Annotated in this window: 19 protein-coding genes; 9 read left to right on the plus strand and 10 right to left on the minus strand. The window is 61.8% G+C overall.

Features of this window, described 5'->3' with window-relative positions:
- Positions 1-151: 151 nt before the first annotated feature.
- Positions 152-1,654 carry an exopolyphosphatase gene (gene ppx, locus GFU70_RS27460; RefSeq protein WP_058542301.1) on the plus strand — a complete coding sequence of 501 codons (1,503 nt, stop codon included), beginning with the start codon at positions 152-154 and terminating at the stop codon, positions 1,652-1,654.
- A 189-nt stretch (positions 1,655-1,843) separates the two neighbouring features.
- Here ppx and ppk1 read toward each other — a convergent pair whose 3' ends face one another.
- Both ppk1 and hemB read right to left on the minus strand, forming a co-directional pair.
- Entirely contained in the window at positions 1,844-4,060 is a 2,217-nt protein-coding gene (ppk1, locus tag GFU70_RS27465) for a polyphosphate kinase 1 (protein ID WP_058542302.1), read from the minus strand.
- 17 nt (positions 4,061-4,077) lie between these two features.
- The gene (gene hemB / locus GFU70_RS27470) at positions 4,078-5,091 is read right to left on the minus strand and encodes a porphobilinogen synthase (protein ID WP_024619873.1); all 1,014 of its coding nucleotides are present in this window, start codon (positions 5,089-5,091) and stop codon (positions 4,078-4,080) included.
- 205 nt (positions 5,092-5,296) lie between these two features.
- On the opposite strand from hemB, the gene GFU70_RS27475 reads away from it, so the two are divergent.
- Positions 5,297-5,920: a DedA family protein gene (locus tag GFU70_RS27475; protein ID WP_058542303.1), complete on the plus strand. Its 624-nt coding sequence runs from the start codon at positions 5,297-5,299 to the stop codon at positions 5,918-5,920.
- Here GFU70_RS27475 and GFU70_RS27480 read toward each other — a convergent pair.
- A complete protein-coding gene (locus GFU70_RS27480) occupies positions 5,901-7,148 on the minus strand; it encodes a sterol desaturase family protein (protein ID WP_058542304.1) in 1,248 nt (415 codons plus the stop codon). The two genes, GFU70_RS27475 and GFU70_RS27480, sit on opposite strands and share 20 nt — an antisense overlap.
- Positions 7,149-7,271: 123 nt before the next feature.
- Here GFU70_RS27480 and elbB point away from each other — a divergent pair, with 123 nt between their 5' ends.
- A complete protein-coding gene (gene elbB, locus GFU70_RS27485; RefSeq protein ID WP_058542305.1) occupies positions 7,272-7,940 on the plus strand; it encodes an isoprenoid biosynthesis glyoxalase ElbB in 669 nt (222 codons plus the stop codon).
- A gap of 36 nt (positions 7,941-7,976) precedes the next feature.
- Here the strand turns inward: elbB and GFU70_RS27490 are convergent, their stop codons facing one another.
- Together GFU70_RS27490 and GFU70_RS27495 are read right to left on the minus strand one after the other, a co-directional pair.
- On the minus strand, positions 7,977-8,432 hold the full coding sequence (locus tag GFU70_RS27490) for a YaiI/YqxD family protein (RefSeq protein ID WP_116643626.1): 456 nt from the start codon (positions 8,430-8,432) through the stop codon (positions 7,977-7,979).
- A 135-nt stretch (positions 8,433-8,567) separates the two neighbouring features.
- Complete coding sequence (locus tag GFU70_RS27495; protein WP_153389060.1) at positions 8,568-10,466, minus strand: cytochrome c/FTR1 family iron permease; 1,899 nt, start codon at positions 10,464-10,466, stop codon at positions 8,568-8,570.
- A 315-nt stretch (positions 10,467-10,781) separates the two neighbouring features.
- On the opposite strand from GFU70_RS27495, the gene GFU70_RS27500 reads away from it, so the two are divergent.
- From GFU70_RS27500 to GFU70_RS27515, 4 genes are all read left to right on the plus strand, one after another.
- Entirely contained in the window at positions 10,782-12,176 is a 1,395-nt protein-coding gene (locus GFU70_RS27500) for a COG3014 family protein (RefSeq protein ID WP_153389061.1), read from the plus strand.
- A gap of 18 nt (positions 12,177-12,194) precedes the next feature.
- Positions 12,195-12,566, plus strand: a complete 372-nt coding sequence (locus GFU70_RS27505) for a YcfL family protein (RefSeq protein ID WP_153389062.1) — start codon at positions 12,195-12,197, stop codon at positions 12,564-12,566.
- 210 nt (positions 12,567-12,776) lie between these two features.
- Positions 12,777-13,364: a penicillin-binding protein activator LpoB gene (gene lpoB, locus GFU70_RS27510; RefSeq protein WP_058542309.1), complete on the plus strand. Its 588-nt coding sequence runs from the start codon at positions 12,777-12,779 to the stop codon at positions 13,362-13,364.
- Between the two features lie 3 nt (positions 13,365-13,367).
- Positions 13,368-14,111, plus strand: coding sequence for a hypothetical protein (locus tag GFU70_RS27515; RefSeq protein ID WP_058542310.1), 744 nt, complete (start codon positions 13,368-13,370; stop codon positions 14,109-14,111).
- A 128-nt stretch (positions 14,112-14,239) separates the two neighbouring features.
- Here GFU70_RS27515 and rhtB read toward each other — a convergent pair whose 3' ends face one another.
- From rhtB to GFU70_RS27530, 3 genes are all read right to left on the minus strand, one after another.
- Positions 14,240-14,872: a homoserine/homoserine lactone efflux protein gene (gene rhtB / locus GFU70_RS27520; protein ID WP_058542311.1), complete on the minus strand. Its 633-nt coding sequence runs from the start codon at positions 14,870-14,872 to the stop codon at positions 14,240-14,242.
- A gap of 100 nt (positions 14,873-14,972) precedes the next feature.
- Positions 14,973-15,554 (minus strand): mechanosensitive ion channel family protein, encoded by a 582-nt coding sequence (locus tag GFU70_RS27525; RefSeq protein WP_058542312.1) that lies wholly within the window; start codon positions 15,552-15,554, stop codon positions 14,973-14,975.
- A complete protein-coding gene (locus GFU70_RS27530; RefSeq protein ID WP_058542313.1) occupies positions 15,554-17,464 on the minus strand; it encodes an ATP-binding cassette domain-containing protein in 1,911 nt (636 codons plus the stop codon). Before GFU70_RS27530 ends, GFU70_RS27525 begins: the two co-directional genes overlap by 1 nt.
- 50 nt (positions 17,465-17,514) lie before the next feature.
- Between GFU70_RS27530 and GFU70_RS27535 the strand changes: the two genes are divergently transcribed.
- Positions 17,515-17,979 (plus strand): TIGR02444 family protein, encoded by a 465-nt coding sequence (locus tag GFU70_RS27535; protein WP_058542314.1) that lies wholly within the window; start codon positions 17,515-17,517, stop codon positions 17,977-17,979.
- On the opposite strand, the gene GFU70_RS27540 is transcribed toward GFU70_RS27535, so the two are convergent.
- Complete coding sequence (locus tag GFU70_RS27540) at positions 17,976-19,109, minus strand: AlgP family protein (protein WP_153389063.1); 1,134 nt, start codon at positions 19,107-19,109, stop codon at positions 17,976-17,978. The genes GFU70_RS27535 and GFU70_RS27540 overlap by 4 nt on opposite strands.
- Before the next feature lie 191 nt (positions 19,110-19,300).
- Between GFU70_RS27540 and GFU70_RS27545 the strand changes: the two genes are divergently transcribed.
- Positions 19,301-19,966 (plus strand): FKBP-type peptidyl-prolyl cis-trans isomerase, encoded by a 666-nt coding sequence (locus tag GFU70_RS27545; protein ID WP_058542315.1) that lies wholly within the window; start codon positions 19,301-19,303, stop codon positions 19,964-19,966.
- A gap of 59 nt (positions 19,967-20,025) precedes the next feature.
- Here the strand turns inward: GFU70_RS27545 and GFU70_RS27550 are convergent, their stop codons facing one another.
- Positions 20,026-20,484: an Rsd/AlgQ family anti-sigma factor gene (locus tag GFU70_RS27550; RefSeq protein WP_058542316.1), complete on the minus strand. Its 459-nt coding sequence runs from the start codon at positions 20,482-20,484 to the stop codon at positions 20,026-20,028.
- Between the last annotated feature and the right edge of the window lie 129 nt (positions 20,485-20,613).

Consider the following 20,613-nt stretch of genomic DNA (forward strand, 5'->3'; position numbering starts at 1 on the left):
CCAGCTCCTACAGGGTCGAGCGAGAGCGAGCTCCCTCGCCACAGGGAAGCCAAGCCAACACTGCTCTGGCTCAAGGGTTTGGTTCAGGTGCGTTGGCGTAAGCGGTTGATCGTGGCAGGATGGCGAGGTTATCGACCGAGACTTTTTGACCATGCCGCTATCCCAAGCCAAGAATCTGTCCCTGATCGCTGCTATCGACCTAGGCTCCAACAGCTTCCATATGGTCGTCGCCAAGGCCCAGAACGGTGAAATCCGGATTTTGGAGCGGCTCGGCGAGAAGGTTCAGTTGGCCGCCGGTATCGATGACGAGCGCAAGCTCAGCGAAGAATCGATGCAGCGCGGGCTCGATTGCCTGAAACGCTTTGCCCAACTGATCAATGGCATGCCCCTGGGGGCCGTGCGAATAGTGGGAACCAACGCCTTGCGCGAGGCCCGCAACCGCACCGAATTCATCCACCGCGCCGAGGAAATCCTCGGGCATCCGGTGGAGGTAATTTCCGGCCGTGAAGAAGCCCGCCTGATCTATCTGGGCGTCTCCCACACCCTGGCCGACACCCCGGGCAAGCGTCTGGTGGCGGACATTGGCGGCGGCAGTACCGAATTCATCATCGGCCAGCGCTTCGAACCGCTGCTGCGCGAAAGTCTGCAGATGGGTTGCGTCAGCTACACCCAGCGTTATTTCCGCGACGGCAAGATCACCCCGGCCCGCTACGCCCAGGCCTACACGGCGGCGCGCCTGGAAATCATGAGTATCGAACACGCCCTGCACCGCCTGACCTGGGACGAAGCCATCGGCTCCTCGGGAACCATTCGGGCCATCGGCCTGGCCCTCAAGGCCGGCGGCCACGGCACTGGCGAGGTCAACGCCGAAGGGCTGGCCTGGCTCAAGCGCAGGATGTTCAAGCTCGGCGATGTGGACAAGATCGATTTCGAAGGCATCAAGCCCGATCGCCGGGCGATTTTCCCCGCGGGCCTGGCGATCCTCGAGGCGATTTTCGACGCCCTCGAGCTGCAACGCATGGACCACTGCGAAGGCGCCCTGCGCGAAGGCGTGCTCTACGACCTGCTGGGGCGTCATCACCACGAAGACGTGCGCGAGCGCACCCTGGGCTCGCTGATGGAGCGCTATCACGTCGACCTGGAACAAGCCGTACGGGTCGAGCGCAAGGCGCTGCACGCCTTCGACCAGGTCGCCGATGACTGGGACTTGAACGACGGGGTCTGGCGCGAGTTGCTGGGCTGGGCCGCCAAGGTCCATGAAGTGGGCCTGGACATTGCCCACTATCACTACCACAAGCATGGCGCCTACCTGATCGAGCATTCGGACCTGGCGGGCTTCTCCCGGGAAGACCAGCAAATGCTCGCGCTATTGGTGCGCGGCCATCGGCGCAACATTCCCAAGGATAAATTTGCCGAGTTCGGCGATGACGGCATCAAGCTGATTCGCCTGTGCGTGCTGCTGCGCTTTGCGATCCTGTTCCATCACATCCGTGGCACCCAGGAAATGCCCCAGGTGGCCCTGCACGCCAATGGCGATCAGTTGGATGTGTTGTTCCCAGAAGGTTGGCTGGAAGAGAATCAGCTGACCCAGGCCGACTTCGCCCAGGAAGCCGACTGGCTGACCCGGGTCGCGATTGTGTTGAACATTCACTGATTGCTTGCCGGTGGCTCTGCAATCCCGCCTGCCCCCGCCGGGCCTGTAGGAGCTGCCGAGCGAAGCGAGGCTGCGATCTTTCCCCCTGACGCTTGAGTCTCAAGCGAAAGATCAAAAGATCAAAAGATCGCAGCCTTCGGCAGCTCCTACAGTACAGCTCCGCGGGAGCAATCGCCCCCGCCGCTGAACTTAACGAACCGCCAACACCGGGCTGCTCAAGCGCTCGAGCAAGGTCGCCTGGGCGCTGCGCGGGTTCTGGTTGCCGGTCGGCGTGTTGCGGATGTAACGGCCATCCGACTGCAAGCTCCAGCTGTGGGTGTTGTCGGTAAGGTAGCTTTCCAGCTCCTTCTTGACCCGCAGGATCAGCTTCTTGCCTTCCACCGGGAAGCAGGTCTCGACCCGCTTGTCGAGGTTGCGCTCCATCCAGTCGGCGCTGGACAGGAACATCTGCTCCTCACCGCCATTGAGGAAATAGAACACCCGCGTATGTTCCAGGAAGCGCCCGATGATCGAGCGTACGTGGATGTTATGGGACACCCCGGCAATGCCCGGCCGCAGGCAGCACATGCCACGCACCACCAGGTCGATGCGCACGCCCGACTGGCTGGCCTTGTACAACGCACGAATGATCTTCGGGTCGGTCAGCGAGTTGAACTTGGCAATAATGTGGGCCGGCTTGCCATCCAGGGCGAACTGCGTCTCCCGGGCGATCATGTCGAGCATGCCCTTTTTCAGCGTGAACGGCGCATGCAGCAGTTTCTTCATGCGCAAGGTCTTGCCCATGCCGATCAACTGGCTGAACAGCTTGCCGACGTCTTCGCACAAGGCATCGTCAGAGGTCAGCAGGCTGTAGTCGGTGTACAGGCGCGCGTTGGCGGCGTGGTAGTTACCGGTGCCCAAGTGGGCGTAACGCACGATCTCACCGGCTTCACGGCGCAGGATAAGCATCATCTTGGCGTGGGTCTTGAAGCCGACCACGCCATAGATCACCACCGCGCCGGCCGCTTGCAGGCGGCTGGCCAGTTGCAGGTTGGATTCCTCGTCGAAGCGCGCGCGCAATTCGATCACTGCCGTGACTTCCTTGCCGTTTCGCGCCGCGTCCACCAGGGCGTCGACGATTTCCGAGTTGGCGCCGCTGCGGTACAGGGTCTGGCGCACTGCAAGGACGTGGGGGTCCTTGGCGGCCTGGCGCAGCAAATCGACCACCGGCGTGAACGACTCGAACGGGTGCAACAGCAAGATGTCCTGCTTGCTGACCACACTGAAAATGTTCTCGCTGTTTTGCAGCAGTTTCGGGATCTGCGGCGTGAACGGCAGGTATTGCAGTTCCGGATGGCTGTCCAGGCCGGTGATGCTGAACAGGCGGGTCAGGTTGACCGGGCCGTTGACCTGATACAGCTCGGTCTCATGCAGGTTGAACTGCTTGAGCAGGTAGTCGGACAGGTGTTTCGGGCAGGTATCGGCCACTTCCAGGCGCACCGCATCGCCGTAGCGACGGGAGAACAGCTCGCCGCGCAGGGCGCGGGCCAGGTCTTCGACGTCCTCGGTGTCCACCGACAGGTCGGCGTTACGCGTCAGGCGGAACTGGTAGCACCCCTTCACCTTCATGCCCTGGAACAGGTCATCGGCGTGGGCGTGGATCATCGACGACAGGAACACATAATTGTCGCCGGGGCCACCGACGTCTTCCGGCACGCGGATGATGCGCGGCAGCAGGCGTGGCGCCGGAATGATCGCCAGGCCGGAATCGCGACCGAAGGCATCGACGCCTTCCAGCTCGACGATGAAGTTCAGGCTCTTGTTGACCAGCAGCGGGAACGGGTGCGTCGGATCGAGGCCGATCGGGGTGATGATCGGCGCGATCTCGTCGCGGAAATAACGGCGCACCCAGGTCTTGATCTTGGTGTTCCAGTTGCGGCGACGAATGAAACGCACCTGGTGCTTTTCCAGCTCCGGCAACAGGATGTCGTTGAGGATCGCGTACTGCCGGTCAACGTGACCGTGGACCAGCTCGCTGATGCGCGCCAGGGCCTGGTGCGGTTGCAAGCCGTCGGCGCCGGCCTGTTCACGGGCGAAGGTGATCTGCTTCTTCAGCCCGGCGACGCGGATTTCGAAAAACTCATCCAGGTTGCTGGAAAAGATCAGCAGGAACTTCAGCCGTTCCAGCAGCGGGTAGGACTCGTCCAGCGCCTGCTCCAGCACGCGGATGTTGAACTGCAGTTGCGACAGCTCGCGATGGATGTACAGGCTGCTGTCATCCAGGTTGGGAATCACAATCGCCGGGGCCGGTGCAGGCTCGACGGCAGCTGGGGCAGCGGGCTCCAATGCCGGCGGTGTCTCGGCAACCTGCTCGACCACGGGTTGAGCGTCTTTTACGGCAACTTCGGAGAGTCCTTCGGTATTCATCGCAAGTTCCTGGGAGGCTATTTCTGCTCTCGTAACAATTGGGCGGCGCGCACAGCAAAGTAAGTCAGGATGCCATCAGCGCCTGCACGCTTGAAAGCGGTCAAGGACTCCAGGATCACCCCTTCGCCCAACCAGCCGTTCTGGATCGCGGCCATGTGCATCGCGTACTCGCCGCTGACCTGATAAACAAAGGTCGGCACTTTGAATTCGTCTTTGACCCGGCAAAGAATGTCGAGGTAAGGCATGCCAGGCTTGACCATGACCATGTCTGCCCCTTCTGACAAGTCAGCCGCCACTTCGTGCAAGGCTTCCTGACTGTTGGCCGGGTCCATCTGATAAGAGGCCTTGTTGGCCTTGCCCAGGTTCAGGGCCGAGCCGACCGCGTCGCGGAACGGGCCGTAATAGGCGCTGGCGTACTTGGCCGAGTAGGCCATGATCCGCACGTTGACGTGACCGGCCACCTCGAGGGCTTCGCGGATCGCCTGGATGCGCCCGTCCATCATGTCCGACGGCGCCACCACCTGGGCTCCGGCCTCGGCGTGGGACAACGCCTGCCTGACCAGTGCATCGACCGTAATGTCGTTCTGCACGTAGCCCTCTTCATCGAGGATACCGTCCTGCCCGTGGGTGGTGAACGGGTCCAGCGCCACGTCAGTGATCACCCCCAGCTCCGGGAAGCGCGCGCGCAGGGCGCGGGTCGCGCGCTGGGCGATGCCCTCCGGGTTCCAGGCTTGCGCGGCGTCCAGGGACTTGAGTGTCGGTGGCGTGACCGGGAACAGCGCCAGCGCCGGAATGCCCAGCTCGACCCAGTGAGCGGCTTCTTCGAGCAGCAGGTCGATGGTCAGGCGTTCCACCCCGGGCATCGACGCCACCGCTTCGCGACGGTTCTCACCGTCCAGCACGAACACCGGCAGGATCAGGTCATTGGTGGTCAGCACGTTTTCACGCACCAGCCGACGAGAGAACTCATCACGGCGGTTGCGACGCAGGCGAGTAGCAGGGAACAGACGATTGGCGGGGGTAAAGCTCACGGCAGACTCCTGAGCCCGTGCTGACGGGCGAGCGTGACAGTTATAAGCGCCCATTATGACGAAGACATTACAGTTATGTGCACCTGCGTCCTGTCGTCGCAGTTATTGTCATTGCAGGAATTGTTCACGTCGAGACACATTTCGATACTTTCCTGAATGTGCCTGAAGGGTTAGGCTGCGCGTTCATTTCGCCAGCACCCAGACAATGCTCCAACAATTTCTGCATGACTTCGGCTACTTGGCCTTGTTTATCGGCACGTTCTTCGAAGGCGAAACTATCCTCGTGCTCGCAGGTTTCCTGGCGTTCCGTGGCTACATGGACATCAATCTGGTGGTGGTCGTGGCGTTCTGCGGCAGCTACGCGGGCGATCAGCTGTGGTATTTCCTGGGACGCAAGCACGGGCGCAAGCTCCTGGCCCGCAAGCCGCGCTGGCAATTGATGGGGGATCGGGCGCTGGAGCACATTCGCCGGCATCCGGACATCTGGGTCCTGAGCTTCCGTTTCGTCTATGGCCTGCGCACGGTGATGCCGGTGGCGATCGGCCTGTCAGGCTATCCGCCAGGCCGATACCTGTTGCTCAACGGCATCGGTGCGGCAGTCTGGGCCACGGCGTTGGCCGCTGCCGCGTACCACTTTGGCGCAGTGCTCGAAGGCATGCTGGGCAGCATCAAGAAGTATGAGTTGTGGGTACTCGGCGCGCTGCTGGTGCTGGGCCTGGTCTTGTGGCTGCGCCGACGCATCAAGAATGCGCGGCTGGCCAGGAAAGTCCTCGAAGCCGAGCGCCTGGAGCGAGCCCGGTCCAGCGAACCTACGACGCCAACCGAGTAAACCGGCTGCGACAACAATACAGCCCGATGCCGCTGAGCAGGCTGTAGCTGAGCAGCCCGGCCCAGGCCCCATGGCTCATCACAGCGCTGGCCGGCCACAATCCGGCCAATGGCGCCAGCCATACCAGCGGCAGGTTCGAGGCCAACCGCAACAGCTCCAGCCTCAGCGCCCACGGGCGATTCTCCAGGGCCACGCCCAACACGAACAGCCCCAATGCCACGGCGCCCCAACCCAGCACCAGGGCGGCGACCGGCAGGCGGCTTTCAAGGTTCATCAAATAACTGCCCAGGGCAATGTAGACGCAGAACTGCAGCCCCACGTACCACTGCTGGCGCGCATCCAACGGCACTTCGAATTTGCGGAACTGGCTCAGGTCCGGCTTGTTCAGCGGGTACTTGGCCGCGACGTCCGCCGGTCGCCAACCGGTGGGCATGAACCAGATCCGCAGCTTGTCCCTCCAGCGTTCGGCCCGCCGCGCATCGGCCCACAGCTGTGCATAGAACTGCAGGTTGGCCCACAACGGATTCCAGCTGGCCAGTGGCGTGGTCACGCCGAAAATCACCGGTTCGTTGGCGTCTTCTTCCTGGAAAGTGCCAAACAGACGGTCCCAAATAATGAACACCCCGCCGTAGTTGCGATCCATGTAGAGAGGGTTCTGTGCATGGTGGGCACGATGATTGGACGGCGTAACGAAGCACCACTCCAGCCAGCCGAGCTTGGGAATGTGCTGGGTGTGGACCCAGAATTGATACAGCAGATTCAACGCCGCGACGCTGACGAAGACCACCAGCGGCACGCCCAGCACGGCGAGCGGGAGGTAGAAGATCCAGCTCAGCAGGAAGCCGGTGCTGGTCTGGCGCAACGCAGTGGAAAGGTTGTAGTCCTCGCTCTGGTGGTGCACCGAATGGGCGGCCCAGAGGATGTTGCGTTCATGGCCCATGCGGTGCAGCCAGTAATAGCAGAAGTCGTAGAGCACAAAGGCAAACACCCAGGTCCAGGCGCGGTCGGCAGGCAGCTCGATGACAGCCAGGTGTTTCAACGCAAAGGCGTAGGTCACCAACCCCACGCCTTTGGTCAACAGGCCCGTGGTGGTCGACAGCACACCAGTGCTCAAGCTGTTGATCGCGTCTGCCACACGGTAGTGGCTCACGCCCCGCCAGCGATCGGCCAGCAACTCGACGGCGATCAGCACGAAGAAAAACGGCACGGCATACAGGATGAAATTCATGACGCAACCCGGGCATGCAAGGCAGGGAGATAGTCGGCAGATTAGGTGTAGCTGCCCGATCCCCCTATGGCAACGAGTGACAAATTAGTAGACATTTAACGCCATGAATCTGGAGAAAAGCCCATGAGCAAAAAAATTGCAGTGATCCTTTCCGGCTGTGGCGTGTATGACGGCGCCGAGATCCACGAAAGCGTGATCACCTTGCTGCGTCTCGATCAGCGTGGGGCTCACGTCCAGTGCTTTGCCCCCAATATTGCCCAGTTGCATGTGATCAATCACCTGACCGGCGAGGAAATGCCCGAGAGCCGCAACGTGCTGGTGGAATCGGCACGGATCGCCAGGGGTAACGTAAAGGACTTGCGTGAAGCCAGGGTCGAGGACTTCGACGCCCTGATCATCCCCGGTGGTTTTGGCTCGGCGAAAAACCTGTCCAACTTTGCCGTCGAAGGCGCCGGCTGCACGGTCCAGCCAGAGGTCCTGGCACTGACCGAGGCCTTTGCCGAAGCCGGCAAACCGGTCGGGCTGATCTGCATTTCCCCGGCCCTGGCGGCGAAAATCTATGGCCCGGGCGTGGTCTGCACCATTGGCAACGACGCCGACACTGCCGCCGCCGTGATCAAAATGGGAGGCACTCACGAAGAGTGCACCGTCACCGATATCGTCGAAGACCGCGCGCGCAAACTGGTCAGCACCCCGGCCTACATGCTGGCGCAAAACATCAGCGAAGCGGCTTCTGGCATCAACAAGCTGGTGGATCGGGTGTTGGAGCTGACGCACGAGAACGACGCCTGACCCAACACCGCCCCCACAAGGGAATTGAGGCAAGACTCAGGAGATCCGGCTCAGGCGCGTCAGGATCCGGTCCAGCGCATTGGCAAACCCTTGCTTGTCCCGCTCGCTGTACGCCGCCGGGCCGCCGCCCATGTGGCCCTGTTCACGTAAATCGGTGAACAGGTTGCGCACCGCCAGGCGATCGCCCATGTTCTGGGCATCGAACTCTTTGCCGCGTGGATCCAGGGCGGCGACGCCCTTCTTCACCAACCGGTCGGCCAAGGGCACGTCGCTGCAGATCACCAGTTCACCCGGCTCGGCGTGCTCCACCAGGTAATCGTCCGCCGCGTCAGGGCCACTGGGCACCACGATCAGCTTCACACAAGCCAGGGCCGGCTTGATCTGCGGCTGGCCGGCCACCAGCACCACCTCGAACCTGCGCTTCAAGGCGAACTTGACCACCAGTTCCTTCGCGGCCTTGGGACAGGCATCGGCGTCGATCCATACACGCATTGAGTGATTTCCTCTGGATTAAAAGCATCGCGGGCAAGCCTTGCTCCCACAAGCCTTGCTTCCATAGCCTGTGGGAAAAAAGCTTGTGTGGGAGCAAAGCTTGCTCGCGATCATGAGCGCAGCGAATGCCGCTGTTCAGGAAACCTGAACCCGACGCTTCTCCACCACCCAACTGCGCCCATACAGCACCACGATCGCCAGGATCGCCACCACTTGAGCGGCCAGCGAATAGGCATCGGCATGAATGCCCAGCCAGTCGAAGTCAAAGAACGCCACCGGACGGGTGCCGAAGATCCCGGCCTCCTGCAACGCCTTCACGCCGTGACCGGCGAATACCACCGACAGCGCGCACAGCAACCCGGCATTGATGCTGAAGAACAATGCCAGCGGCAGTTTCGCCGAGCCGCGCAGGATCACCCAGGCCAACCCGACCAGCAATACCAACGCCGTCGCGCCGCCGGCCAGCACTGCGTCATGCCCGGCGGGGCCCGCCTGCAGCCACAGGGTTTCGTAGAACAGGATCACTTCGAACAGTTCACGATAGACCGAGAAGAACGCCAGGATCGCAAAACCAAAACGACCACCGCCGCCCACCAGGCTGCTCTTGATGTAGTCCTGCCAGGCCGCAGCGTGGCGACGGTCGTGCATCCACACCCCCAGCCACAGCACCATCACACTGGCGAACAACGCCGTCGCGCCTTCGAGCAGTTCACGCTGGGCACCGCTGACGTCGATCACATATGCCGCCAGCCCCCAGGTCGCCAGGCCGGCCAACAGCGCCAACCCCCACCCAACGTTGACGCTGCGCACGGCCGACTGCTGGCCGGTGTTGCGCAGGAACGCCAGGATCGCCGCCAGCACCAGGATCGCTTCCAGCCCTTCGCGCAGCAGAATCAACAACCCTGAGATATAGCTCAGCGACCAGCTCAAGCCATCGCCGCCCAGCAGGCCGGCGGACTCCTTCAACTTGGCCTTGGCCGCGTCCAGGCGCTGGACCGCCTGCTCGACCGGCAAACCGTCCTGCAAAGACTGACGGTAGGCCATCAGGGACTTTTCAGTGTCCTTGCGTACGTTGGCGTCGACGTTATCCAGCGAGCTTTCCACCAGCTCGAAACCTTCCAGGTAAGCGGCCACCGACAGGTCGTAGGCCTGGTCGTGGTCACCGGCACGGTACGCCGCAATGCTTTTATCCAGGGTGGCCGCCGTGTAGTCGAGCAACTGCCCCGGGCCTCGTTGCACCTGCGGCGGCTGGGCACGCTGGGCACGGAACGTCGCCGCCGCTGCTGGGCCTTGCACGGCGAGGACTTCGGCCGGGGTCTGGCGCGCCAGGTCAGCGAGGTTGAAGACCTGTTCACCTTTGGCAGCGGCCGGGTCGGCGCTGAGACTGGCGATGTAGGTCGCCAGGTCCCAACGCTGACGGTCGTCGAGTTGATCAGCGAAGGCCGGCATGTCGGTGCCCTCGATGCCCATGCCGACGGTGTTGTAGATCGCATAAAGACTCAGGCGATCCAGGCGCTGGGCGTCCCGCAAGTTGGCGGGCGGCGGTTCCAGGCCGACACCGGCAGGACCGTCGCCAGCACCGTTGGCCCCATGGCACACCGAGCAATTCTGGGCATACAGCGGCGCACCGCGGGAAGGATCGGGAGTGATGACCGGCGCCTGGCTGACTTCATACGCCACCGCCAACCTGGCCCCCAGTTGCCGCGTCAGGCGGGCGACATCCTCGCCGCCCTGGCGCTGGGTAATCGCACGGCGCAAGGTATCGATGCCTTGGACCAGCTCAGTCTTTTCCGGCTTGGCCGGCAGCCCGGCGATCAAGCCTGCCAGCACCTGGGTGAATTCCAGCTGCTCGCGGTATTCCCCCTCCTCGATGACCTTGCCTGCCTCCACCGTCGCAGGGTAGTCCGCGCCGATGTAATCCAGCAAATGCAGCGCCTGGGGGGCGCCCTCGACGGTGTCGGCCAGCAGCGGAGTGCTGCACAGCACAAGCAATGGCAGTGCAAGCCAGGCCAGGAAACGGAACGGCGCAGTCATGAATGACTCTCGGTTGGTAATAAGAAGTAACACATTGTTCACTTCCAATGACTTTGGCTCAAGAGCCGATGTGCTTTGGCGGCACATTTTCATCGGATTTCCTGCTTTGGAGGTGATGTCAAAAAAAAGGCACTTCGAGATTGAAAAGCCATTACATAGCCAAGCGCCATGTTTATAATCGCGCCGCTTTCTTATTGTTAGATGGCATAAAAGCTCCTCTTTTTATGAGGAACCGACAGCGTCCCGACGCTTGTCCGTGGGATCGCCCCAGCCCGACCCGCAAACCCCCGGCTGTTTCTCAGGGAAGAAATGTTCATGGCATCCCGTGCCGTTTTTTCGGTCGCCCTTGGCGCGATCACCTTGTTGTCCGGCTGTTCGGCCTTTCGCAACTACGACAGCGAATTGGCCCAGACCAACCAGCAGCTGGCTTCCGGCAATATCGACGCCGCATTGACGCTGCTGGAAAAGAACAACGCCAGCCAGGACAAGGACCTGCTGTACTACTTCGAGAAAGGTGAGCTGCTGCGCGCCAAGGGCGATTTGTCTGGCAGCCAGACGGCCTGGACCAGCGCCGATCAACAGGTTGGCCAATGGGAAGACGCGGTCAAACTCGACACGGCCAAGTACCTGGCCCAGTTCGGCAGCTTCCTGGTCAACGATAAGGTCCGCCGCTACGAAGGCTACGATTACGAAAAGGTCATGCTGACCACGCAGATGGCGCTGAACCTGCTGGCTGTGAATGACTTCGACGGGGCGCGGACCCAGATCAAGAAGACCCACGAACGCGAAGCGGTGATCGCCGACCTGCGGGACAAGGAATACCTCAAGCGCGAGGAAGACGCCGAGAAGCAAGGGGTCAAGACCGAATACAAAGACCTCAAGGGTTACCCGGTGGCCAGCCTCGACGCCCCGGAAGTGGTCAGCCTGAAAAACAGTTACCAGAGCGCGTTCAGCCATTACCTGGCCGGCTTCGTCTATGAAGCCCTGGGTGAAAGGGACCTGGCCGCACCGGGTTACCGCCAGGCAGCTGAACTGCGCCCCAACACCCCGCTGCTGGAGCAGGCCCTGCTCAACCTCGACAAGCCTGCCGCCAAGAACGACGACAGCGACATCCTGATCGTGGTGCAGAGCGGCCTGGCACCGTCCCGGGACTCGATCCGCATTCCCCTGCCCTTGCCGATCAGCGGCAACCTGGTCATCACGCCGTTGTCGTTCCCGCTGATCAAGCCTGACACCTCCACGGCCACCTTCAGCCAGATCGGTGTCGACGGCCGTCAGTTGGACCTGACCCAACTCAACAGCACCACCGCCATGTCCCGCCGCGCCCTGCGCGACGACATGCCGGGCATCATCCTGCGCACGACCGTGCGCGCCATCACCCGTGGCGTGGCGCAAAAGCAGATCAACGATACCAACCCACTGGCCGGCCTGGCCGTCGGCCTCACCTCGGCCGTACTCGAAGGTGCCGACACCCGGACCTGGCGCACCCTGCCCGACTACACCCAGGTGGTGCGCCTGCGCCTGAAGAAGGGCGAGCACCAAGTCACCTTGCCAAGCTCGGTGGGCGGCTCGGTGGTCAAGGTCACCGTCGACCAGCGCTACCAGGTCATCAGCCTGCGGGCGGTGGGTAACCAGGTGTTCGCCGGTGGCCTGTCGGCCCAGGTGATGCCAAACGCCAACCCGACTGCCATTGCCCTCAAGCAACCTTAAGAACGGAGTCTTGTTCACATGCGTTTAAAACTGATCGCCGTCGGCGCCCTGGCCTTGCTGGCCGGTTGCGCCACCCCGCCGCCACCGGAGCCGGGCAGCGCCGCCAGCAAGGTCGTGGCGATGGGCAAGACCAAAAACATCGTGGTCGGCGCCATGCGCGTGGCCCGGGAAAACGACTACATGACCGTCAATGTCCAGTTGAGCAACACCAGCTACAACAACAAGACGATGTATTACCGCTTTGCCTGGCTGGGGCCGGAAGGCTTTCCGATCGCCGAGGAAGAAACCTGGAAAAGCCTGACGCTGTACGGCGAACAGACCCGTTTCCTGCCGGCCATCGCACCGACACCCAAGGCGGTGGATTTCCGTTTGGAAATCAATACGCCTTGAGCCTGGGCCATAGGAGCTGATGTAGGCACTGTGTAGGAGCTGACGAGTGCAACGAGGCTGCGATCTTTCCCCAGACACTTGAGTCGCAAGCGAAAGATCAAAAGATCGTCCGAACGCGGCCCGAGCCTTCGGCAGCTCCTACAGTGCGCAGCCAGCGGGGATAAATCCCATCGCCACAAAACCTTTTATACAGTTATTGAGAGCACCCACATGTTCGTACGCATTTCCTCCCTCGCCCTCGCCGCCCTGCTGGTCAGCGGCTGTGCCAACAACTCGCCGGTCCTGGGCAACAAGAACATCAGCTACGGTGACACCAAGGCCGTGGAAACCGTGACCAACGAGTTCGGCTCCACCGACCTGCAAATGATCGCCGAATCCATGACCCGCTCCCTGGCCCAGTCCGGCGTTTTGCAGGGTCGGCCAGTGGTCCAGGTCTATGACGTGAAGAACAAGACCAGCGAATACATCGATACCCGTGAAATCACCACCAGCATCAAGACCCAACTGATGAAGACCGGCGCTGCCCGTTTCGCCAGCGACAACACCGCTATGGACAGCCAGGTCGACCAGCTCAAGCTGCAGAACCAGAGCGGCCTGTACAAGAAAAGCACCGTGGCCAAGACCGGCAACATGATCGCTGCCAAGTACCGCCTCGAAGGCTCCATCAGCTCGATCGTCAAGCGCAGCAGCGACTACAAGGACGTCTTCTACAAATTCAGCCTGCAGTTGATCGACGTCGAAAGCGGTCTGGCCGAGTGGATGGACGAGAAAGAAATCCGCAAGACCACGGAGCGTTAAACCATGCGCACATGGATAGGTATCATGGCCCTGGCCTGCGCATTTGGCGCGCAGGCGGCCCCAAAAGTCGCGGTGACCGACCTTGCGTACCAGGAGCGGGTGGAAGAATACATCCACACCGTTTCAGCGCAGAGCAACTTCCAGGCGAACCCTTACAGCGCCAGCGCTTCCTCGAGCTACGACGAGATGGAAGCCACCAGCAGCTACATCGAGCAGGGCGAACTGCGCAAGTTCACCGGCGACATCAAGGGCGAGATCCTGCGCAGCGGGATGTTCCAGCTGACCCAGGGCACGCCTTACACGGCGGCGTCCCAGGGCGACGTCTATGACGTGATCAAGCGCATCAAGGCCGGGAACTTCAAGGGTGCCGACTACGTGCTGTTCGGCACGGTGTCGGATATCGACTTCACCCGCGACATCAACGAGCTGGCCAATACCGACAGCTACTCGGCCGTGCTGGCGCTGACCCTGGTGGCGGACTTCAGCCTTATCAACACCAAGACCTACGAAATCACCTCGGCCTTTACGGCCATGGGCGAAGGCCAGGACACCAAGCTGTTGAACCATCGGGACGTTCACATCAGCCTCAATCGTCCACGGGTGGTGCGCGAAGTGTCCAAGGCCCTGGGTGAAGACGTGGCGCGGCAACTGAGCGAACAGCTCGGCGGTCCAAGCTACCAGCAACCGGGTGAGCAGGTGCAGCGCAACAACCTGCCTCGGGACACAGCGCCGGTGATCCTGCGCTGACCTCGTAGGAGCTGCCGAGCGAAGCGAGGCTGCGATCTTTTTTTCTTTCGCTTGAGATTCAAGTGCCTGGGAAAAGATCGCAGCCTCGCTTCGCTCGACAGCTCCTACAGCTCCACTCCCGCTCGGTTTTACACCGCAGCCTTGCGAATCGTCGCCAGCAAACCCGCCGCGCCAATGAACATACCCGCGAAGGTACGGTTCATCCGCCGTTGCTGTTTCGGGGAGCGCAACAGTCGCAGGACTTTGGACGCCAGCCCGGTGTACCCGGCCATGACGATGAGGTCGACGACGACCATGGTGACGCCCAGGATCAGGTATTGCTGGATCAAGGGTGCATGGGGATTGATGAACTGCGGCAACACCGCCAGCATGAACACCAGCGCCTTGGGGTTGCTGATGTTGACCAGGAAACCGCGAAACACCAGCGCCAAGGGCTTGCCGATGGGCCGCGGGGACGCATCGTCAGTCATGTCACCGGGAATGGCCCGCCACTGTTTGACACCCAGGTAGACCAGGTAGACCACGCCGAACCACTTGATCGCATAGAACGCAGTGGCCGACGTCGTGAGGATCGCGCCAACGCCAGCGGCGACGATCACGATTTGCAACGCCAAGCCCAATTGCAGGCCCAAGGCGTTCCAGTAGCCACGCCAGAAGCCGTATCGCAGACCGCTGGACATCGAGGCAATAGCGCCGGCACCCGGCGAAAGACTGATCACCCAGCATGCGGCAAAAAACGCCAACCATGTTTCCAGCACCATCGCACACCTCGGCTCAGATTCGTCTAACCGCCTAAGCTAATGCGCCTTCGGGCGGTTGACCACCGCTTTTTGCAACGTCAGTCGATCGGCCAGCACCGGCTCATTCGACGAAACCACCCACCGGAAACGCTTCGCTGCCGCGCCAGCGTCGTACCGAACGCTGGAAGAACAGGCTATTGGGTACTTGCACCATGGCGCTGCCGGTGCCGAGTTCCTCGGGTTCGATCAGCGTGGTGTACAGCAGGTTGATCGCCACCACGCGCCCCTTGATGCCAGGCTTGTCGGTGGTGTCCACCAACTCGACCACATCGCCCAGGCGAAACGGTCCGACGGTGTAGATCAAAACGGCACAGAGCAGGTTCGACAGCACGCTCCAGATGGCAAAGAACGCCACCGCTGCCACCGCAACGAATCCCGACAGTGCCGTCCACAGCACCGTAGCCGAGACGCCCAGGCGTTCGAGCACCACCAGCACTGCGCTGCCCATGATCAGCCAGCGCAGTATGCCCCGCAGGATAATGACCAGTTGGGGTGGGAACGGGTAACGCTCGCCCAGGCCTGTCAGGGTCCGCGCCACGACACGCTGCGCGACATAACCGGCCAGCAGGATCAGCAGGATTTGCACACCCAGCCAGATCGGCTCGATCCACATGACCGGAATAGGCAACGCCAGCGCTTCCATCAGGACAATGCCTCCAGCTCCGCTTGCAGGGTTTCCAGCAGTTCCAGCGCTTGCATCCACGCCTCCTCGAGCTCCGCTTCCCGAACCTTCAGTTTGGCCTGCTCGGCCAGCAGGTCACGCAACTCATCCTTGCGCGCCGCCTCGTAGAGACCACTGTCGCCAAGGCTGGTTTCGATCTTTTGCAGTTTTTCATGCAACTTGCCCAGCTCGGCTTCGAGCTTGTCGGCCTCGCGCTTGTGCGGCGCCAGTTGCTGGCGCAATGCGGCGGCGGCCTGGCGCTGGGCTTTCTTGTCGGTCTTGTCCGGGTTGACCGGCGTGCTGCTGACCGGTGCGTTGCGCTGGCGGTATTCCACCAACCAACGGGCGTAGTCTTCCAGGTCGCCGTCGAACTCCTCGACCTTGCCGTCGGCCACCAGGAAGAAATTATCCGTGGTGCTCTTGAGCAAATGCCGATCGTGGGACACCACCAGCACTGCGCCATTGAATTCTTGCAACGCCATGGTCAGGGCCAGGCGCATCTCCAGGTCCAGGTGGTTGGTCGGCTCGTCGAGCAGCAACAGGTTCGGCCGGCCCCAGGCAATCAACGCCAGCGCCAGGCGCGCCTTTTCGCCACCGGAGAAATTCAGCACCGGCTCGTCGATGCGCGCCCCGCGAAAATCGAAACCGCCGAGAAAATCGCGCAGGGTCTGCTCACGCTCGGTCGGCGCCAACCGTTGCAGGTGCAGCAGCGGGCTGGCCTTGGAATCCAGGGAATCGAGCTGATGCTGGGCGAAGTAGCCGACCACCGTGTTCTCGCCCCGGGTCAGGCGCCCGGCCAGAGGCTGGAGTTCGCCGGAAAGGTTCTTGATCAGGGTCGATTTACCGGCACCGTTGGGCCCCAGCAGACCGATCCGCGCACCCGGGGTCAGTTGCAGCTTGACCTTCTCCAGCACCGTCTTGTCGCCGTAGCCCAGGCGCGCGTCGGACAGGTCGATCAGCGGGCTGGAAATCTTGGTCGATTCGCGGAAGACGAAATCAAACGGCGAATCGACGTGGGCCGCCGACAGCTCTTCCATCCGCTCCAGCGCCTTGATCCGGCTCTGGGCCTGGCGGGCCTTGGTGGCCTGGGCCTTGAAGCGGGCGATGTAGCTTTCCATGTGCGCACGTTGCGCCTGTTGCTTCTCGTAGGCCTGCTGTTGCTGGGCCAGGCGTTCGGCACGCGCGCGCTCGAAAGCACTGTAGCCGCCGCGGTAAAGGGTGAGCTTGCGCTGATCGACATGGGCCACGTGGTCCACCACCGCGTCGAGGAAATCACGGTCGTGGGAAATCAGCAGCAGGGTGCCGGGGTAACTCTTGAGCCAGTCTTCGAGCCAGATGATAGCGTCGAGGTCCAAGTGGTTGGTCGGCTCATCGAGCAACAGCAGATCCGAAGGGCACATCAAGGCCTGGGCCAAGTTCAGGCGCATCCGCCAGCCACCGGAGAAGTCCCCGACCTGGCGATCCATCTGCTCGTTGGTAAAGCCCAGGCCGGCGAGCAATTTGCGCGCGCGGGCATCGGCGGTGTAGCCATCGGCAGTGTCGAGTTCCGCGTGCAGGCGGGCCTGTGCGGCACCGTCGTGGGCCGCTTCGGCCTGCGCCAGGTCGCGCTGCACCTGGCGCAGGCGCAGGTCGCCATCGAGCACGTAGTCCACCGCCAGGCGCTCGAGGGTGTCGACCTCCTGGCGCATGTGGGCGATGCGCCAATCGGCCGGCAACAGGCAATCACCCGAGTCGGGGTGCAACTCGCCTCGCAGCAAGGCGAACAGGCTCGATTTGCCGGCGCCGTTGGCACCGATGAGGCCGGCTTTGTGGCCGGCGTGCAGGGTCAGCTCGGCGTCTTCTAGCAGACGTTGCGGGCCACGCTGTAAAGTCAGGTTCTGAAGTCGGATCATAATGGCGGCGGAGTCTACCAGCTTCGCTCGCAACTGGCGCGAGTAGCACGATGTCCCCTGACCTGTGGAGTTTTTCCCTCGACCTCTATGCCAAGCCCGGCGTAGAGCCTGCCTGCCTGGCATCACAAGACGCCGGCGCCAACGTCTGCCTGCTGCTTTGTGGCTTGTGGCTGGCGCAGCGCGGGGTGGCCTGCAATGAACACAGGCTTCAGCAGCTTCGACAAGTGGCCGAGCCATGGGATACCGAGGTAGTGCGGCCGCTGCGCACGCTTCGTAGCCAATGGAAAACCAGCGCCCTCCAGGACACGGCACTCAATAGCCTGCGCGAGCAGGTCAAGCAACTGGAGTTGGCAGCCGAACGGCAATTGCTGGCGCGATTGCAAGCGTTGGCCAAGGATTGGCCCGGGGCACAACAGAACGATTCAGCGCAATGGCTGCAAGGGCTGGCGGCGAATGCCGGGCCAGCGATCCGCGACGCGCTGCATCAGCTGCGCGTCGCGGTGTCCGGCACTTAGGAAGCGCTGGTTGGGGTGCTGCTGGTGCTCGGCGCAACGGCGGTGGACGGGCTGGCCGCCGGAGTGCTGGCGGTTGGAGCCGGTGCCGCGGTCGGAGCCGGCGTCGCTGGCTTGGCTGCTGGCGCAGTCGAAGGCTTTGCAGCGACTGGCTTTTTCACGGCAGGTTTGGCTGCTGGCTTGGCGGCAGGTTTTGCGGCGGCCGGCTTCGCGGCAGCTGGCTTGGCAGCAGGTTTTGCCGCAGCCGGTTTGGCAGCGGGTTTAGCTGCTACTTTGGCCGGTGCTTTGGCAGCGACGGGCTTGGCAGCCGTTTTCGCAGCAGGCTTGGCCGCAGCCGTCTTGGTTGCCGCAGGTTTGGCAGCTGGCTTGGCGGCGGCAGGTTTGGCAGTGGATTTTACCGCCGCTTTGGCAACAGGTTTAGCAGCAGCGGTTTTCGTCGCAGCGGGTTTTGCGGCGGCGGTTTTAGCGGCAGGTTTGGCTGCAGCTTTTGCAGCGGGCCTGGCGGCAGCAGGTTTAGCGGCCGCCGTTTTTGCGACGGGCTTGGCAGCCGCCTTGACGACTGGTTTTTTTGCCGCAGGTTTTGCAGCACTGGCCGCGACGGGTTTGGCAGCAGGCTTGCTGGCAGCTTTGGCCGGCGCTTTCGCCGCAGGCTTGGCAGCGACTTTGGCCGGTGCTTTTGCCGCGACGGGTTTAGCCACCGACTTCTTGGCCGATACAGCGGCAGGCTTGGCGGCACGAAGTGTCAGCGCCTTGCCTGCGGCTTCCTGCACGCGACCGACACCCTGGGCCAGTTTCAGGCTTTCCTGGGCATCACGCTTGAGTTGCAGAATGTAGGCGCGGGTCTCGGACTGACGAGCCTTCAAGGCATCGAGCAGGTCTTCGAGTTCTTTCACGACTTCTTTGGCCTTGGCTTGCGCCTTGGCCTTGCCAGCGGTGGCTGCGTCTTGCAGTTTGGTGCGCGACTTGTGCAGTTTTTCCTGCGCTTTACCGCGTTGTTTTTCCAGTTTGGCGAGCAGTTTTTCAGCATCAGCCAGGGCTTGGGAGCAGGCGTTTTCCAAATGTTCGAGCAAGCTGCCCGAAAGTTGTTGGAGCAAGTGCAACGGAGTGTTTACAGGCTTCTTGGTGGCCGACATGGTTTACCTCCTGACTGACGTAAGTGCGGCTCATACTAGACCTCTGCTACAACCGCCGCTAGGGCATGTTGACACTACATAAGGCGTTGCGTTGCAAGAGACAAAAAATCTTCTGCGTCAGCGCCCAGGCAACACACCTTTATAGATATCGGCACTGGCATAATTTCTCGATTCGAAGCCGGAGAGCACACATGTCGCGTCACCTGTTTTTGTTCCTGTGCATGGCTTGCTCCACGGTCCAGGCCGTTGAAAAAACCAACGCAAACGATGCCCACGATCTGGCTTACAGCCTGGGCGCCAGCCTCGGCGAACGCCTGCGCCAGGACGTGCCGGACCTGCAGATCAAAGCCTTGGTCGAAGGCTTGCAACAGGCCTACCTGGGCAAGCCGCTGGCCCTCAAGGATGAGCGCATCGAACAGATCCTGGCCGAGCACCAGGCACAACTGAATTCGCAATCGACATCGCCGCAGATCGAAGCCGCGTTGAAAACGGAGCAGACATTTCTCAACGAAGAAAAGAACCGGCCCGGCGTCCAGCAACTTGCAGACGGCATCCTGCTGACCGAAATCAAGCCAGGCCACGGCGCGAAGGCCGGCCCGCACGGCAAGGTCCAGGTGCTGTATACCGGTCGACTGCCGGACGGCACCGTATTCGACTCAAACCGCCAGGCGCAGTGGTTCAACCTCGACAGCGTGATTGACGGCTGGCGCAGTGCATTGCCGCAAATGCCGGTAGGCGCAAAATGGCGCCTGGTGATTCCGTCGACCCTGGCCTATGGCGCCGAAGGGGCGGGAGATGTGATCCCGCCGTTCACGCCATTGGTGTTTGAAATCGAATTGCTGGGCGCGACGACCTGATGCCGGCCCAATAAAAAACGGTGCGCAATGCGCACCGTTTTTTCATGACTGCGAAACCCTCAGGCCTGGACCGCGTCTTCTGCCTTGTGAGCGGTGTGCAGCACTTCGATCAGGCAGTCTTCCAGTTCGAAACGTTCGTGCAGCAAGCCGCCCAGCTCCTTGAATTTTTCCGCTACGCACTTGCCTTCATCGCACAGGTCGTTGAACGCCAGCAGCTTTTCGGTAATGACGTCGATGCGCGGGTAGATCTGCTCGGCGAGCTCCAGGCCGCGCTTATCGTTGAAGGCCTTGGCCTCGCCCGTCAGTTGTTCGTAGATCTCGAAATGCCCGGCAGACACATAGTCGACCAGCACACCGCAGAACTCCTGCAAGGGTTTGCGGCTTTCGCCCAGCGCTTCAGGCCTGTCGCCGAGGGCATCATAGGCTCGAACCAGTTCGTGACGCTCCTGCAGCCAGCGATCGATCAGCAGATGCACCCCACCCCAGCGTTCCTGAGCATTCTGACAACTTTCGAGCATGGTGATTTCTTCCCTTGTGAGTCATGCCACTCGCAGCCTGTGCACGCCTGATGATCAGGGACAAGCCAGACATAACATGAGCGAGCGGCACAATTCCAATAACACGTGCGGGCCAGATTATGCCCGCAC

Source organism: Pseudomonas brassicacearum (genome assembly GCF_009601685.2).
Lineage (GTDB): Bacteria > Pseudomonadota > Gammaproteobacteria > Pseudomonadales > Pseudomonadaceae > Aquipseudomonas > Aquipseudomonas kilonensis_B.